This is a genomic window from Pelagicoccus sp. SDUM812002 (assembly GCF_031127835.1).
Taxonomy (GTDB): domain Bacteria; phylum Verrucomicrobiota; class Verrucomicrobiia; order Opitutales; family Opitutaceae; genus Pelagicoccus.
Genome location: NZ_JARXHX010000012.1, coordinates 77062 through 93114, shown reverse-complemented (window position 1 = coordinate 93114; position 16053 = coordinate 77062). Strand labels below are relative to the sequence as shown.

The 16053-nt window shown below is 52.2% G+C and carries 24 protein-coding genes; all 24 read left to right on the top strand.

The window, feature by feature from the left end; translation table 11 throughout:
* Positions 1-9: 9 nt before the first annotated feature.
* Positions 10-429: a 50S ribosomal protein L16 gene (rplP, locus tag QEH53_RS16705; protein ID WP_309024356.1), complete on the top strand. Its 420-nt coding sequence runs from the start codon at positions 10-12 to the stop codon at positions 427-429.
* Between the two features lie 21 nt (positions 430-450).
* Positions 451-657 (top strand): 50S ribosomal protein L29, encoded by a 207-nt coding sequence (gene rpmC / locus QEH53_RS16700; protein WP_309024355.1) that lies wholly within the window; start codon positions 451-453, stop codon positions 655-657.
* Between the two features lie 19 nt (positions 658-676).
* A complete protein-coding gene (gene rpsQ / locus QEH53_RS16695; protein WP_345785737.1) occupies positions 677-1012 on the top strand; it encodes a 30S ribosomal protein S17 in 336 nt (111 codons plus the stop codon).
* A 21-nt stretch (positions 1013-1033) separates the two neighbouring features.
* On the top strand, positions 1034-1399 hold the full coding sequence (gene rplN, locus QEH53_RS16690; protein WP_309008634.1) for a 50S ribosomal protein L14: 366 nt from the start codon (positions 1034-1036) through the stop codon (positions 1397-1399).
* Between the two features lies 1 nt (position 1400).
* Positions 1401-1652, top strand: a complete 252-nt coding sequence (rplX, locus tag QEH53_RS16685; RefSeq protein ID WP_309024354.1) for a 50S ribosomal protein L24 — start codon at positions 1401-1403, stop codon at positions 1650-1652.
* Positions 1653-1729: 77 nt separating this feature from the next.
* Positions 1730-2311, top strand: coding sequence for a 50S ribosomal protein L5 (gene rplE / locus QEH53_RS16680; RefSeq protein WP_309024353.1), 582 nt, complete (start codon positions 1730-1732; stop codon positions 2309-2311).
* A 13-nt stretch (positions 2312-2324) separates the two neighbouring features.
* The gene (gene rpsN, locus QEH53_RS16675; protein ID WP_309024352.1) at positions 2325-2630 is read left to right on the top strand and encodes a 30S ribosomal protein S14; all 306 of its coding nucleotides are present in this window, start codon (positions 2325-2327) and stop codon (positions 2628-2630) included.
* Positions 2631-2745: 115 nt separating this feature from the next.
* The gene (gene rpsH / locus QEH53_RS16670; protein ID WP_309024351.1) at positions 2746-3141 is read left to right on the top strand and encodes a 30S ribosomal protein S8; all 396 of its coding nucleotides are present in this window, start codon (positions 2746-2748) and stop codon (positions 3139-3141) included.
* 16 nt (positions 3142-3157) lie between these two features.
* Entirely contained in the window at positions 3158-3691 is a 534-nt protein-coding gene (rplF, locus tag QEH53_RS16665) for a 50S ribosomal protein L6 (RefSeq protein WP_309024350.1), read from the top strand.
* A 48-nt stretch (positions 3692-3739) separates the two neighbouring features.
* Positions 3740-4102, top strand: a complete 363-nt coding sequence (gene rplR / locus QEH53_RS16660) for a 50S ribosomal protein L18 (RefSeq protein WP_309024349.1) — start codon at positions 3740-3742, stop codon at positions 4100-4102.
* Positions 4103-4109: 7 nt separating this feature from the next.
* A complete protein-coding gene (rpsE, locus tag QEH53_RS16655) occupies positions 4110-4775 on the top strand; it encodes a 30S ribosomal protein S5 (RefSeq protein ID WP_345785736.1) in 666 nt (221 codons plus the stop codon).
* Between the two features lie 29 nt (positions 4776-4804).
* On the top strand, positions 4805-5257 hold the full coding sequence (gene rplO, locus QEH53_RS16650) for a 50S ribosomal protein L15 (protein ID WP_309024348.1): 453 nt from the start codon (positions 4805-4807) through the stop codon (positions 5255-5257).
* A 30-nt stretch (positions 5258-5287) separates the two neighbouring features.
* A complete protein-coding gene (secY, locus tag QEH53_RS16645) occupies positions 5288-6799 on the top strand; it encodes a preprotein translocase subunit SecY (protein ID WP_309024347.1) in 1512 nt (503 codons plus the stop codon).
* 170 nt (positions 6800-6969) lie between these two features.
* Positions 6970-7341 carry a 30S ribosomal protein S13 gene (rpsM, locus tag QEH53_RS16640; RefSeq protein ID WP_309024346.1) on the top strand — a complete coding sequence of 124 codons (372 nt, stop codon included), beginning with the start codon at positions 6970-6972 and terminating at the stop codon, positions 7339-7341.
* 17 nt (positions 7342-7358) lie between these two features.
* Complete coding sequence (gene rpsK / locus QEH53_RS16635; protein ID WP_345785735.1) at positions 7359-7889, top strand: 30S ribosomal protein S11; 531 nt, start codon at positions 7359-7361, stop codon at positions 7887-7889.
* 44 nt (positions 7890-7933) lie between these two features.
* Positions 7934-8545: a 30S ribosomal protein S4 gene (gene rpsD, locus QEH53_RS16630; protein ID WP_309024345.1), complete on the top strand. Its 612-nt coding sequence runs from the start codon at positions 7934-7936 to the stop codon at positions 8543-8545.
* Positions 8546-8618: 73 nt separating this feature from the next.
* Positions 8619-9620, top strand: coding sequence for a DNA-directed RNA polymerase subunit alpha (locus QEH53_RS16625; RefSeq protein WP_309024344.1), 1002 nt, complete (start codon positions 8619-8621; stop codon positions 9618-9620).
* A gap of 25 nt (positions 9621-9645) precedes the next feature.
* Positions 9646-10161 carry a 50S ribosomal protein L17 gene (gene rplQ / locus QEH53_RS16620; protein WP_345785734.1) on the top strand — a complete coding sequence of 172 codons (516 nt, stop codon included), beginning with the start codon at positions 9646-9648 and terminating at the stop codon, positions 10159-10161.
* A gap of 90 nt (positions 10162-10251) precedes the next feature.
* Positions 10252-10485, top strand: coding sequence for a hypothetical protein (locus tag QEH53_RS16615; protein ID WP_309024343.1), 234 nt, complete (start codon positions 10252-10254; stop codon positions 10483-10485).
* Between the two features lie 67 nt (positions 10486-10552).
* Positions 10553-12094 carry a glutamine-hydrolyzing GMP synthase gene (gene guaA / locus QEH53_RS16610; protein WP_309024342.1) on the top strand — a complete coding sequence of 514 codons (1542 nt, stop codon included), beginning with the start codon at positions 10553-10555 and terminating at the stop codon, positions 12092-12094.
* 90 nt (positions 12095-12184) lie between these two features.
* Positions 12185-12961: a hypothetical protein gene (locus QEH53_RS16605; RefSeq protein ID WP_309024341.1), complete on the top strand. Its 777-nt coding sequence runs from the start codon at positions 12185-12187 to the stop codon at positions 12959-12961.
* A 54-nt stretch (positions 12962-13015) separates the two neighbouring features.
* Entirely contained in the window at positions 13016-14308 is a 1293-nt protein-coding gene (gene hisD, locus QEH53_RS16600; protein ID WP_309024340.1) for a histidinol dehydrogenase, read from the top strand.
* Positions 14305-15402: a histidinol-phosphate transaminase gene (gene hisC, locus QEH53_RS16595; RefSeq protein ID WP_309024339.1), complete on the top strand. Its 1098-nt coding sequence runs from the start codon at positions 14305-14307 to the stop codon at positions 15400-15402. Before hisD ends, hisC begins: the two co-directional genes overlap by 4 nt.
* Positions 15384-15980 (top strand): imidazoleglycerol-phosphate dehydratase HisB, encoded by a 597-nt coding sequence (hisB, locus tag QEH53_RS16590; RefSeq protein ID WP_309024338.1) that lies wholly within the window; start codon positions 15384-15386, stop codon positions 15978-15980. Before hisC ends, hisB begins: the two co-directional genes overlap by 19 nt.
* The last annotated feature ends 73 nt before the right edge of the window (positions 15981-16053 follow it).

Genomic DNA, 16053 nt, shown 5'->3' with positions numbered 1-16053 from the left:
AATTAAGCCATGCCTCCACTAACACCATCTCGCACCAAGTACCGTAAGGTAATGAAAGGTCGCCTTCGCGGAAACGCGAAGGGCGGCGACACAATCGCATTTGGCGACTTCGCAGTCCAGGCACTCGAGCGCGGCCACTTTACCGGCCGTCAGATCGAAGCTTCCCGTGTCGCGATCACCCGTCACATGAAGCGTAAGGGCAAGCTCTGGATTCGAGTTTTCCCCCACAAGCCAATCACCAAGAAGCCACTCGAAACTCGTATGGGTAAGGGTAAGGGACCAGTCGACCACTACGTCGCTGCGATCAAGCCAGGCGTCATTCTTTTCGAACTCGCCGGCGTGCCAATCGCTGTCGCTCGTCAAGCAATGTCCCTCGCTGACGCGAAGATCCCGTTCAAGACGCGTTTCATCGAGCGCGATCGCGACTAAACCGGAAAGGACACGATTAAAATGAAGACAAAAGACATTCAGGAACTTTCCGTTGCAGAAATCGAAAAGAAGATCCGCGAAACACGCGAGAAGCTGCTCGACCTGCGTCTCAAGAAGCAAACTGGCCAAGTGGAAAAGACCCACGAGATCACCGTAGCTCGCAAGAGCATCGCTCGCATGGAAACTATCCGTAACGAGAAGATCGCTGCCGAAAAGCAATCCGCCTAACCTATAGATACATCAGGCAATGGAAAATTCACGCAACAAGAGAAAAGACCTCCAAGGTGTAGTAACCTCGATTATGGGCAACAAGTCCATCAAGGTAACCTACAGCTACAAGAAGGCTCACCCTCGATACCGTAAGGTAATCAATCGCAAAACCGTCGTTCACGTACACGACGAGGAAAACACCGCGCGCCTCGGCGACAAGGTTGAGATCATGGAAACGCGTCCTCTCAGCCGCCTCAAGCGCTGGCGCCTCGTTAAGGTCACGGAACGCGCTCCAATGCTTGGCAAGAAGACGCTTGCTGAGGTTGAGGCTGAGCAAGACGCCAACGCAGCCGAGTCCGGTGTGGAAGCATAAAGTAGGGAAGGGTAACTAGAAATGATTCAATTACGTTCATCCATCCAGATCGCGGACAACACAGGGGCTAAGCGCGCCTGTATGATCCGTCGTCTTGGACAAAATAAGAAGACTGCCGATGTGGGCGACGTTATCGTCGTGAACATCAAGGAAGCTAGCGTCGATTCTTCTGTTAAGAAGGGTTCTGTCGTGAAGGCTGTGGTCGTTCGCACCAAGGCACCTATCCGTCGCAAGGACGGAAGCTACCTGCGTTTCGACTCTAACGCTATCGTCATCCTCGATAACAACGGCAATCCGAAGGGCACTCGCATCTTCGGACCAGTCGCTCGCGAGCTTCGTAACAAGAAGTTCATGAAGATCGTATCACTAGCACCGGAGGTACTCTAACATGGCTACAGCACACATTAAGAAGGGTGAGGAAGTTGTAGTACTCACGGGCAAGGAAAAAGGGAAGCGCGGCAAGGTCTTGCAACTGCTTCCAGCTAAGGACCGCGCTATTGTTGAAGGTTTGATGATGATCAAGCGTCACGAGAAGAAGTCCGAAGAAAAGCCAGAAGGCGCCATCGTGGAACGCGAAGGTTCGATCCACGTTTCCAACCTCATGTCCGTGGACAAATTCGACGCACGCCGCGCCAAGTAACTATTACACTATAAGTTGTCCTAAAAGACACCGAGAACCAAGAAATCCGGGTCGGAAATCCGGATTCATAATAACCAATGAGCTCTCAAGAAACTCCAGCACTCAAGCAGCATTATAAAGACGTAGTAGCCCCGGGCCTCAAGAAGTCCCTCGGGTATAAGAACGACATGGAGATCCCTTCGATCGAAAAAGTCGTGCTTAACATGGGTATCAATGCTTCCGCAGATAAGTCCGTACTCGAAGAGGCGGTTAAGAACATGTCCGCAATTGCGGGGCAAGCAGCTGTTCGCACCTACGCCCGCAAGAGCATCGCGAACTTCAAGCTTCGTGAAGACATGCCAATCGGTTGTAAGGTCACCCTCCGCGGTAACCGTATGTGGGACTTCCTCTATCGTCTCCTCGCGGTAGGCCTTCCATCCATCCGCGACTTCCGTGGCGTACACTCCCGTTTCGATGGTAACGGCAATTACTCGCTCGGTATCACTGATATTACTATCTTCCCAGAGGTGCCATCTGACACGCTCAAGTACCAAGCCGGTCTCGAGTTCACGATCGTCACCTCAGCTGCTACCAACGATGAAGGCAAAGAGTTGCTCACGCTTCTCGGAATGCCTTTCCGAAAGCAGGAAAAGAAGGAAGAGGAAACTACCGCAGCTTAATTTTATATAAGACATGGCAAAGAAATCATCTATCGCCCGTAACAAGAAGCGTATTCGCATGGTCGCTCAGTACGCTGAAAAGCGTGCGGCCCTTAAGGCCATCATGGCGGACCCAGAAGTTTCTGACGAAGAATTCTACGCAGCTCGTGACAAGCTCACCAAGTTGCCGCGCAACTCTTCGCCCATCCGCATCAAGAATCGCTGTAACGTCACCGGACGCCCCCGCGCTTACATCCGCCGCTACGGACTTTCACGTCTCACTTTCCGCGAGCTAGCGCTCCAAGGAAAGATTCCTGGCGTAACTAAGTCCTCTTGGTAAGCGAATAGGCATTGACGATTTGATTTCACACGATCAAATCGTCCGCCTTTCCAACAATTTACATCTCGAGCCGTGAGTTTGGATATCGCGCGGCTCTCAAACCACTAATACAAGTATGCACACTGATCCAATCAGCGACTTCTTAACGCGCATTCGAAATGCGTCTCTCGCCGGCAAGGAAGAGACGTCTGCGCCACACTCTAAACTAAAGGCTGCTATCGCCAAGGTTCTTCTCGACGAAGGATTCGTAAGCGAAGTAAAGGCTGGTACTGACGAAAACGGCCACAAGACAATCGTGGTCGGTCTCAAGTACGTCGATGGGGAAGCCTCCATCAACGGTATCGACCGCGTCTCCAAGCCAGGTCTACGACTCTACGCTAAGAGCACCGAGATTCCTCGTGTGCTAAATGGCCTAGGCGTTTGCATCCTCACTACTCCGAAGGGAGTAATGAAGGACCGCGACGCTCGCCGCCAGAAGCTTGGCGGTGAAATGATCTGCAACGTTTGGTAAGAAAGGAAAACCAGAAATGAGCAGAATCGGAAAACTTCCAGTCGCTATCCCAGCAGGCGTCAAGATCGACGTCAGTGGCACCACCGTTAAGGTGGAAGGTCCCAAGGGTAAGCTCGAAAAGACATTTAACTCAGCGGTCGTGATCGCTGTTGAGGATGACCAGATCAAGGTCAGCCCAGCAGATGCCACCCGTTTCGCCAATGCCATGTACGGCACTGCGCGCTCTATCATCTCAAACATGGTGCAGGGCGTCGTAGAGGGCTTCTCCAAGGATCTCGAGATCTCTGGCGTTGGTTTCCAGGCAAACCTCAAGGGCAAGGTGCTCAACCTCAAGCTCGGCTACTCGCACGACTGTAACTACGACATCCCAGAGGGAGTAACGATCACAGTCGACGGCAACACCAAGGTTAAGGTTTCAGGCATCGACAAGCACATGGTCGGTCAGGCAGCAGCTTCTATCAAGAAGTTCGCACCAATCGAACCGTACAAGGGCAAGGGTGTTCGCATTGTTGGCGAGCATGTAATCCGCAAGGAGGGCAAGTCTGTATAAGCGAGGGCTTAGGACTTGAACCGCAAACTCCAAAAGAAGAGTTAACAGATGAAAATTCAGAAGAAAAACGACTTATTGCAAAAGCGTCGCTGGCGCGTGCGCAAGAAGGTGATCGGCACCACAGAGCGCCCACGCCTCAGTCTCCACCTCAGCAACAAGCACCTCTACGCTCAGGCGATCAACGACGAGTCAGGAACAACCCTCGCTTTCGTGTCCAGCCTCGGCAAGGACGTGCGCTCCCAGAATCTCAAAGCCAACAACGCCGGCGCCGCCACCCTTGGTAAGCTCTTCGGCGAAAAGGCAAAGGAAGCCGGTGTCAGCAAGGTCGTATTCGACCGTAACGGACGTAAGTACCATGGTTGCGTCAAAACTTTCGCAGATGCCGCTCGCGAGGCCGGCTTAGATTTCTAATTGCCCTATGATGACTTCACAGCAAAACACAGGCGGACCAGGACGTTCTGGTCCAGGTGGTAACCGCGGTCCAGGGGGCCCAGGTGGTAATCGTGGTCCAGGCGGCAATCGTGGACCAGGCGGTAATCGTGGACCAGGAGGCAATCGTGGACCGGGAGGCAACCGCGGCCCTGGCGGCAATCGGGGTGGCCCTCGCGGTCAACGCGAAGAGCGCGAAGACGATGGCATTTCTGAAAAGGTAGTGTTCATCAATCGTTGTGCCAAGGTGGTCAAGGGGGGGCGTCGCTTTAGCTTCTCCGCACTCGTCGTTGCAGGCGATCAATCGGGTAAGGTTGGCATCGGTTACGGCAAGGCAAACGAGGTACCTGAAGCGATTCGCAAGGGCACTGAGCAAGCACGTAAGAATCTCGAACCGGTTAAGCTCAAAGGTGACACCATCCCGCACGAAGTTCTCGGTGAGTTCGACGGCGGTAAGGTGCTTCTGCGTCCAGCGACAACTGGTACCGGTATTATCGCTGGTGGTGGTGTTCGTGCGGTGCTCGAAGCAGCTGGGGTACACAATGTACTGACCAAGTCTCTCGGTTCCAACAATCCGAACGCTATCGTTCTCGCCACGCTCGATGGCCTCAAGAAGCTCAAAACTTACGAAGACTATAAGCGTCTTCGTAGTTAATTCTAATTTAAATAAAGGAACTCCTCAAAATGAGACTCCATAATCTATCTAATGTTAAGGGTGCCACGCATCGTCGCAAGCGCGTCGGTTGCGGTGAAGGTGGCGGCCATGGTAAGACTTCCGGTCGCGGTGGTAAGGGACAAACTGCTCGTTCGGGCGGCGGTATCCGTATCGGTTTCGAAGGTGGTCAGATGCCGCTCTTCCGTAAGCTTCCTATCCGTGGCTTCAACAACAAGAACTTCCGCACCGAGTACGAAACGGTAAATGTTGGCGAGCTCGCTAAGCTCGACGACTCCGTTACGGACGTTGATCGCGAAGCTCTCGCAGTTGCCGGTCTCGTTCGATTGAACGACAAGCCGCTCAAGATTCTCGGCGAAGGAGAAATTACGAAAGCCCTAAAGATCAAGGCTGTTAAATTCAGCGGTTCCGCTAAGGAGAAGATCGAGAAGGCTGGTGGCGAAGCCATCGTAGCTGAAGCTTAATTTCCGCACTGATCCCCGACTTAAAAAGGCATGCTATCTGCGTTCACCAACTGTTTGAAGATTCCAGAGCTTCGTCAGAAAATATTTCTGATGCTCTCTCTTCTTTTCATCGCCCGTATCGGCGCGAACATCCCGCTCCCTGGCCTCGATATGCAGCCATTGCAGGACTATTTCGCCGAGCAAACAGCTTCGGGTGGTGGTAGCTTGGTTGGACTTTACAACATGTTCACTGGTGGCGCGTTTCTGCGCGGTGCAGTGTTCGCGTTGGGAATTATGCCTTACATTTCAGCCTCCATCATCTTTCAATTGATGGGGGCGGTTTTCCCGGCTCTTGCTCGTCTGCAGCAAGAAGGGGAGGCGGGTCGTCAGAAACTTTCGCAATACACTCGATATGCGACCGTTGTCATCGCAGCTGTACAAGGTGTCCTATTGATTCTTGGACTCCAGAATCCAGGGACGTTATTCCCAGGTTTTTCGACTGACGCTTTCGGCGATATAATCATCGAAGACAAGTTTTGGTTTCTGTTGTCGTCGACAGTATTTTTGACAGCTGGCGTCGTTCTCTTGATGTGGATTGGTGAGCAAATCACCAAGCTTGGCATTGGGAACGGTATCTCGATCTTGATTACCATCGGTATTATTGCAGACCTGCCAGGCGCAGCGCAGGCAACCTACGACCTGTTTTTTGGACCGGTCGGGGTTCGCAAGCTCGTGTTTGGCCACGGTATCCTTATGGCTGCTTTGCTTGTGATCGTCACGGCTGGTCTTGTCGCAGTGATACAAGCAATGCGAAAAATACCGGTGCAGTATGCCAAGCGGGTCGTTGGGCGCAAGGTCTACGGAGGGCAAAGCTCTTTCATGCCTTTGAAGGTGAATTACGCGGGTGTGATGCCTGTCATATTCGCCTCAGCTCTGTTGTCATTCCCTCAGCAAATCATCTCGCAAATCGGAGCCGCTCTCGAATTGCAATGGATGGTTGATGCTTCAATGTACTTAGCGCACGGATCGACCTCGTATTATGTGGTTTTCGGTCTGATGATCCTATTCTTCAGCTACTTCTGGGTATCGGTCATGTTCCGTCCCATTCAGATCGCCGATGATCTTAAGAAGTACGGGGGATATGTTCCAGGAGTTCGTCCGGGCCAGCCAACGGCTAAGTTCCTCGACTTCGTGATGACTCGCCTCACGTTGGCGGGGGCTATTTTCCTCACGGTGATAACCGTTTTCCCTGACGTTTTACTTTTTTCGTTCGAGATCCCAATGCGTGTTGCCATTTTCTTTGGCGGTACCGGGATGCTCATCACAGTTGGTGTCGCTCTTGATACCATGAAACAAATCGAGACACATCTGTTGCAGCGTCACTACGATGGCTTCCTTAAGAAGGGACGCATTCGTGGACGTAACCAAGCTCGTGGCGCCGAATCAGCACTCGGTGGAGCAACTGAACTAAAGAATGTGGGCCAGCTCTATGCGGCGGTGCTTATCATCTTCCTCGTAGGCCTCGCGGCTTATTTCATTCAGATAGCAACAACGACAAATTAATTCTTTACTTTCTTTAGAGGAGGGCTCATTTCGTTGCTCTTTTTTCTTCCGGCGACGTGTTTCGTCCGGTCGATGACTTTCCTCTTCTGAGAAACAGGCACTTTTCAGCATCAAACGCTCCCTTTTGCCGCTCTTCACAAATACTTTTAAACCAATAACTTGCTAGAACCATGCCACGTATCCTAGGCGTTGACATTCCAGCCAACAAGAAGCTCGAATACTCTCTCCGTTACATCTACGGTGTCGGACCAACACGTTCAAAGACGATCCTCGCGGAAACTGGAATCGATCCAGATATGCGGGCGAAAGACCTGAACGAGGAGCAGATCAATGCCATCATGAGCAAGATCCAAGAGCTTCAGTTCGTTGTAGAAGGCGATCTCCGTCGTGAGTTCACCGGAAACTTGAAGCGCCTCCAGGCGATCAATTGTTACCGTGGCCTTCGCCACCGTCGTGGTCTTCCAGTACGTGGCCAGCGTACGAAGACGAACGCTCGTACTCGCAAGGGTAAGGTTAAGACACAGGGCTCGCTCCGCAAATAATTTAGGACCATCACAACATGTCTGAAGAACAAGTAAAAGCTGAAGAAGAAGAAGCAAAAGACGTCGCTGCAGAAGGTGCAGAGACTGACGCTCCTGTCGAAGAAGAGCTCATTGGTGGTGTTAAGAAGCAACCAACCGCCCAGGATCTCCTCAAGGAAGAGATCGGCGATCTCAAGATCCGCAAGGCTAAAGGTAGCAAGAACGTCACCACTGGCATTGCTAAGGTGAGCGCCACTTTCAACAACACCATCGTCACCATCACCGACCTGAAGGGAAATACTATCTCTTGGGCTAGCGCTGGGAAGATGAACTTCCGCGGATCCCGTAAGTCTACCGCTTACGCCGCACAGATCGTAACGCAAAACGCTGCGAAAGCTGCAATGGCACACGGTCTGAAGGAAGTTATGATCGAAGTTAAGGGACCTGGAATGGGTCGTGACTCCGCTATCCGTGCGTTCCAAACGCTCGGCTTGGAGATCTCCTCGATTACCGATACGACACCAATTCCTCACAACGGCTGCCGTCCACCTAAGCGTCGTCGCGTATAGTCGCGAATCGCTTCAATCTCTGAAATCTCAAATCTAAGAAGATCATGGCTCGTTATACCGGTCCTACTACCAAGATCAGCAGACGTTTCGGACAGCCAATTTTCGGCTCTTCCAAGTCTCTTGAAAAGCGCAACTATCCACCAGGTCAGCATGGACCTCGCCTTCGCCGCAAGCAGTCTGAGTACTCTATCGGTCTAGGTGAGAAGCAAAAGCTTCGTTTTATGTACGGCTTGATGGAAAAGCAGTTCCGCCGCACCTTCGACAAAGCCAAGGCAACTCGCGGCGTTACGGGTACTATTTTCCTCCAGCTCCTCGAAACTCGTCTCGACAGCATCGTATACGATCTCGGCTTCACCAAGACTCGTAAGGCAGCTCGTCAGTTCGTAAATCACGGGCACATATGCGTCAACGGTAAGAAGGTCGATATCCCTAGCTTCCAAGTTAAGGTCGGCGACGAAATCGAAGTGCGTAACACTACTTCTTCCCGCCAGCTCGCGACTCGTAACATGGAAGCAAATCGTATGCGCAATGTACCTGACTGGATGACTCGTCAGGATGAAGCATTCCGTGGCGTCATCAATCGCGAACCAACCCGCGAAGAGCTCGAGCCAAGCATCAACGAACAGCTGATCGTTGAGTTCTACAGCCGCTTCTAATCGCGACTGTTCTCATTCACCAATTCACACTCCGACCAACTAATTTTAAGCCCACCGTAGCCCATAACGCAACATGCCGAAACGTATTGGAAAGTTCGAACTGCCAAACCGCCTTGTTAAAGTAGAAGAGGGATCCTCTTCAACTTATGCGATGTTCCATGCTGAACCCTTCGAAGCGGGTTATGGGCATACCATTGGCAATTCGCTGCGCCGTGTCCTCCTCAGTTCGATCGAGGGCGCTGCAATTGCTTCGGTTAAGATCGAAGGAGTCAGCCACGAGTTTCAGAGTGTCGACGGTATCGTAGAAGATATCACAGACATCGTGCTCAACCTCAAGAAGGTGCTGCTCGTTTGTCACAAGCGCGAAGGCGTTAAGTTGATGATCAACACGAACCGCTCGGGTGCGATCACAGCAGCGGATATCCAGCCGGATTCCAATGTTGAGGTTGTTAACCCTGACCAGATCATCTGTACCCTTGACCGGGAAATGCCATTCACGGCTGAGCTCGAAATTAAGGTTGGCCGTGGTTACTGCCCTGGCGACGATAACAAGGATGAAGAGGATCCAATTGGCGTTATCGCTATCGATTCTCTTTTCTCCCCAGTCAGCTTGGTTAAGTACGCAGTCGAGGCGACTCGCGTTGGACAGATCACCGACTACGACAAGCTTCTCCTCGAAGTTTGGACTGACGGCCGTATCACTCCAGACGATGCACTCAAGCAAGCAGGCGCTATCTTGAAGCATCACCTTGATGTCTTCGACAACGTATCTGACGAAAACTACGAGTTTGAAGACGAAGGTGGCGAAGTAAGTGAGGAGCAAAACAAGCTTCGCAAGCTGCTCAACATGAGCGTCAACGAAATCGAACTCTCAGTTCGTGCTGCTAACTGCCTCAACAATGCGAACATAACCACCGTTGGTGAACTCGCGATGAAGAGCGAACAAGAGATGCTTAAGTACCGTAACTTCGGTAAGAAGTCTCTGAATGAAATCAAAGACAAGCTCGAGTCCCTCGGTCTCTCGCTTGGTATGAAATTTGACGAACGCCTCCTCGATAATAAGAAGGAGCTCTAAACGTAACCTTACACTCTAGACAGTCATGCGTCACCGCAAGCATCGTAATCAACTCGGCGTAAAGAAGGAGCACCGCGAAGCTCTCCTCGCCAATCTTTCAACAGCGCTCATCCAGCGCGGCCGCATCAAGACGACTCTCAAGAAGGCTAAGGCACTTCGTCCGTTCGTTGAGAAGGTCATCACCCTCGCAAAAAAGGGTTCGCTCCACGACCGTCGTATAGCGATCGCTCGCGTACGTGATGTAGGTATCGTGCACGAACTTTTCGAAGAGAAGGTTGAGCAGTTCAAGGATCGTAATGGTGGATACACTCGTATCTACAAAATTGGTACACGTCGCGGCGACGCAGCAGAAATGGCTCTTATCGAACTCATCGACGCGGACGACGAAGGCTATGCAAAGAAAAGCAAGCCAAAGGCCAAAAAGGCTGATAAGCCAGTTGTTGAAGAAACGGCTCCTGTAGCGGAAGCAGAAGAGGCTCCAGCAGCTGAAGCGGAAGCGCCGGCAGCAGAAGAGACCAAGAAGGACGAAGAAGCCAAGTAAGGCTCCTCCCATTTCTAATCTTTCCTTTTTCCTGAGAATGCGTTCTTCCGCGAAGAACGCATTTTCGCGTTTTTAAAACCAAGCAATTTCGTGCATCCCTTCACCTGGTTCCTCATTCTCTACACTGGCTCGGGCCTGCTGGCCATTGCTGGTTTGTGGTTCTACTATGAGAAGAGGGAGAAACGAGTGTTCGATGTGCGTCGTAAACGACGCGTTTTCCACTGCGTGAAGTGCGGCGAATTATATTCGGTTCGAAAGAAGGATGTATCCAGTGGGCAGGAATGTCCAAAATGCGGATACAATAACTACGAACTATCATTCTAACTTCTTGGCGTTCGCTGAATACGAGTGACAAGCGCCCCCGCTAGTATCTTTAATCCTCACCTTTATCATGAAGCACCAGACCATCGCGGTACTCGATTTCGGATCTCAATACACACAGGTAATCGCCCGTCGCATTCGCGAGTGCAATGTGTACTCGAAAATCTACTCTTATAAGACGACTGCCAAGCAGTTGCAAAAAGATGGAGTGATCGGGGTGATCCTTTCGGGTGGACCTTCCAGCGTGCTGGCTCCGAATTCGCCGCAAGCTGATAAGAAGATCTTTTCTCTGGGTGTGCCGGTGCTCGGCATTTGCTACGGAGTTCAAATGATCGCTCACCTTCTTGACGGCAAAGTGGAGAAGAGCAATGAGCGTGAGTATGGGCATGGTACGCTGACGGTTTCGCGTAAGGGGAGCCTATTCCGTGGCCTTCCCAGCAAGCTGAGAGTCTGGAATTCCCATGGCGACCGGCTCGCCAAGTTGCCAACTGGTTTTTCGGCGATTGCTTCGACTGAGAACTCTAGTTTCGCCGCTATCTCGGACGAGAAGCGCAAGATCTACGGTATCCAGTTCCACCCTGAAGTGGATCATTCGGAAGGGGGAATCAACATACTCGAGAACTTCCTTCGCAAGATCTGCGGATGCACTGGTGATTGGTCGATGGCTGACCTCGCACGCGAGTCGATCGAGAATATACGAAAGCTCGTAGGCGACGACCGCGTATTGCTCGGTCTCAGCGGAGGTGTAGACTCTTCCGTAGCGGCTGCCTTGATTCACAAAGCAATCGGGCGGCAGCTCACTTGTGTGTTCGTCGACAACGGATTGCTTCGCTTGCATGAACGCGAACTCGTAGTCGATCTCTACAAGCGCAATTTCAATATGGACGTACGCGTCGCTCGGGCCGGTTCCAAGTTCCTGACCGCTTTGAAGGGTGTAACGGACCCAGAGAAGAAGCGTAAGATTATCGGTAAGACATTCGTTAAGGTGTTTCAAGATTCGCTCAAGCGTATCGGCGACGCTAAGTTCCTTGCACAAGGAACGCTCTATCCGGACGTCATCGAGAGCATTTCTATCGATGGAAACCCGGCCGCTACCATCAAAAGCCACCACAATGTAGGCGGACTGCCGAAGAGCATGAAGTTCAAGCTCCTCGAACCGCTTCGCGAGCTCTTCAAGGACGAGGTGCGTGCTCTTGGCACTGCGCTCGGCTTGCCAAAAGAAGTCGTCTGGCGTCAGCCATTCCCAGGTCCAGGACTAGGAGTCCGCGTTCTCGGCGAGATCAACAAACGAAATCTCGATATCCTTCGCAAAGCGGACGCCGTCTTGCACGAGGAGATGATGGCCTCCGAGTTGTACTACAAGGTTTGGCAATCTTTTTGCGTTTTCCTACCAGTGCGTACCGTTGGTGTAATGGGCGACGAGCGTACTTACGACAATGTGATCGCCCTGCGTATCGTGGAAAGCAAGGACGCCATGACCGCAGACTGGTCGCGCGTACCGTATGAAGTGTTGCAGCGCGTTTCGAACCGCATAATCAATGAGGTGCAGGGTGTTAACCGGGTGGTATATGATCTCAGCTCGAAGCCTCCTGGCACCATCGAGTGGGAGTAGCGTATCCGCTTTAAAGCTACTAAATTTGGGCGGAGCGGGAGATGACCTGCTCCGCTTTTGAATCTTCAGACCTCCAGCCCCATCTATCCTATGAAACGATTTCCCCCCAAAAGCTTTCTAGCAGTCGCAGCACTCGGTTTGCTCGTGCTCAATCTTTCTGCCCAAACGGCTTCGGAGCTTTCCGATGCGGAAAAGGCGAAGATCATCGAGGAAACGGTAGCGCTCGGTCGTGAGTACATGGGAGGAGATTCCAAGTTGAATGCGATTGAGTCGGTACGTTTCGAAGGAGTCCTCGTGCATGCGGGAGGCCAGTCGGGAACCGTCGAATCGGTTATGAAGAAGCCAGGGTACTACCAGTTCGTCTCCTCGATCGGCGGTATCCGCGAAACCTCTACGCTCAATCCAACGAGTGCTTGGCGTAAGCTGGAGAACTTCCAAGAGCCTGGGGCTTATTCTCTAAGCTTCTACGAAGTAGAGGAGTTGCGTCACTTGGAGGCTACGATAGCGGATAGTCTCGGTTTCTTGAAAACTCCCAAGACTCGCAATGGACGTATCGAATTCGTCGGTAAGGGTAAGGTCCGTGGAAAGTCAGCTGTCATTCTGAACTACGTCTACAGCGATCGCATCTGGTTCCGTCGCTACTTTGATCCCGAAACGGGGCGAGTGATGTTCATGCAGAGCTCGAAGGGAATGGTCTTCACCTACGAAGATGACCTCGAAGTCGAAGGCGTTCGTTTCCCAAAAAAGGTGCTTGTAACCTACGTTTCCCAATATGGGGAATCGACCATGGAGATTTCTTACTCGAAGGCTGAGATCAACTCCGACATCGATTTGGAGCGCTTCCGCGTTCCGGTCGTTGGAGAGTAGGGAAGCGTAACTTTCTCTTTGCCTTGCACGAATGCGCACAGCAAAAGTGTCGCCATGGCAGACTTGGCCTACAGTTCACGAACCTTTTGGGATAAGCTTTCCGCTTTCTGCAAATCAGCTGAGGTACCTCAGTCGATCGTAGATACCGTTTCTTCTGTGCTTGGAGAAGTCCGAGAACAAGGAGACGCAGGCATCGCGAAAGCCCTCAAACGCATCGACAAGGTGACGATCGAGCCCGGAGCGTTCAGCATCAGCCGCGACGAAATGAAAGCGGCAGTGCGACGTCTTCCAAAGGAAGACGTCCGAGCGATCAAAGATGCGGTCGCTTCCGTGACTGAATTCCATAAGCACGCACTGCCGAAGTCTTGGACCGCCAAGAACGCTCATGGCGCCACCATCGGAGAGCGCTTTTACCCGCTCGAAAGGGTAGGCCTCTACATTCCCCGTGACCTCGTCTCGACCGTTGTCATGACTGCTGCCCTTGCCAAATTGGCCGGAGTAACGGAAATTGTTGCCTTCACTCCTTGCGGTCCAGACGGAAAAGTGAACGACGGTTGCCTGGCTGCTATGTATTTGTCCGGCGTAACCGAAGCCTATCGTTTTGGTGGCATCATGGCTATAGGCGCAGCTGCATACGGCACGGAGTGCATCAAGCCCGTGCTCAAGGTCTTTGGCCCGGGGAACGCTTTTGTCGTAGAGGCAAAGCGCCAAGTCTTTGGCACTGTGGGCGTGGATCTCTTGCCGGGTCCTAGCGAGTTGCTGGTGATCGCCGACGATCATGCGGATGCGGATTTTGTCGCGTCCGATCTCCTCGCCCAAGCTGAACACGGATCCGGCCGCGAAAAGATTTTTCTGGTAAGTCTTTCTAGGGAAAAGACCAAGTCCATACGCTCTGCAATTCGCGAGCAGATCAAAAGTTTGCCGCGTAAGGACGCTATCAAGTCCGTGCTCAAAGACGGCTTCTTTTCCGTGGTCGTAAAGGACTACGACGAAGCGGCGGCGGTCGCTAACTACGTGGCTCCGGAGCACATGGAGCTCGAGGTCGATCCCAAGCAATTCAACAATTTGATTAAATCGATTACGACGGCCGGTGCGATCATGCAGGGAGCTTGGTCGGCTACAGCTTTGGGTGACTTCGTAGCAGGCCCCAGCCATGAATTGCCGACTGGCCGCTCAGGTCGTCACTTCAGTGGATTGCAGATCAGCGACTTCATGCGTCGCTCCAGTCTCGTTCGCTACACTAAGTCTGCTTTGGGCAGCGCAGCTGCCACGGTAGAAGCGTTTGCGAGAATGGAAGGATTGGAAGGGCATGGCCGTTCCGTCAGCTCTCGACTTGGGAGAAAATGATGAGTTTAACGAATTCACCTTTTGAATACGCGTTGCCTCACATCCAGAAGCTTCGCGGCTATACACCTGGGTTTCAGCCGAAAGGCGACGGTTGGGTAAAGATCAACACTAACGAAAATCCTTATCCACCCAGTCCTGCAGTGGAAGCTGCGATAAAGGAGGCTATGGGCGATGCGCTGCGCCTCTATCCCGATCCGCGTAGCGATGCCTTGCGCGAAGAAGCGGCGAAGCTGCATGGAGTCTCATCGGAACAAGTTATTTTCGGAAATGGCTCTGACGACATCTTAAATCTTCTGGTACGGGCCTTTGCTCAGGAAAGTCCGGCTGGATATTTGTTGCCGAGCTATTCACTGTATCCAGTACTTTGCGGTATTCAGGGTACGGGGACTGTTGAGGTCCCGTTCGATCGCTCGATGAAATTGCCCTTCGACGCCTTGGCAAAAATCGAGGCAAAGATTCTCTTCGTCACCTCACCGAACGCTCCTACCGGAGTTGGGTTTTCCAATGCGGACCTGTCCCGCCTGATCGAGACCTTCGAAGGGATCGTCGTGGTGGACGAAGCCTATGCGGACTTTGCCGAGGAGAACGCGACTGAGCTACTGGCTAAGTACCGCAATCTGGTGGTTACGCGGACTTTCTCCAAGTCTTACGGCTTAGCGGGTCTGCGTTTAGGCTATGGCCTTGCTGACAAGGATGTCATCTCCCTTCTCGATCGCGTTCGCGATAGCTACAACGTGAACCGCCTATCGCAAGCGGGCGGACTTGCAGCATTGAAGGACCAACGTTATCTGAAGGCGGTTGCCGAGAAGATCTGCCGCACACGTGACTACTATCGCGCCGAGTGGGAGAAGCTCGGCTGGTTCTGTTATCCTTCTCAGTCTAACTTCCTCTTTGTCGAGCCGCGCAACGCAGCTGGAGAAGCTGGCCCGAAAGTGGCTCAGGAGCTCTTCGAGTATCTTAAAGCGAATAAAATCCTAATCCGCTATTTCCCTTCCAACCCCTTGACTGAGTCCTTTTTGCGAATCAGTGTGGGCGACGAAGATCAAATGCTCCGAGTGAGCGAAACCATCCAAAAATGGCTGAAGAACGCATAGCATCCCTCAAGCGCACGACGAAGGAAACTTCGATCGAAGCGGAGCTGAACATCGATGGAACAGGTATTGCCAAAATCGATACAGGCATCCCGTTCTTCGATCACATGCTAACTCTGTTCGCTGGTCACGGTCTCTTCGACCTGACGGTAAAGGCGGAAGGCGATATCGATGTCGACTATCACCACACTGTAGAGGATGTAGGAATCGTGCTTGGCGATCTCTTTAAACAAGCTCTTGGCGATAAGTCGGGCATCACGCGCTACGGATTCTTCATCCTGCCTATGGATGAGTGTCTTATGCGTGTTGCTATCGATCTGGGTAATCGTCCTTTTCTCCAATACGATGTGAAGTCGCCGACCAACTACGTGCGGGATTTTAATATCATCCTGATCAAGGAATTTTGTCGCGCCTTTTCGAATACCTTGGGATCGAATCTACACATCGAACTAGAGTATGGAGAAGAACCTCACCACATCGTGGAGAGCATCTTCAAGTGCATGGCTCGCGCCATCGATGCAGCATCTACAGTGGACCCCCGCATGGAAGGCCGCCTTCCGTCGACTAAGGGAGTGCTTTGATTAGAAATGTTAAACCGCCTTGTTCAAAGGTGGTTTGCCCTCGAATCGATTAGCGTCTTCATAGAAGACGCGT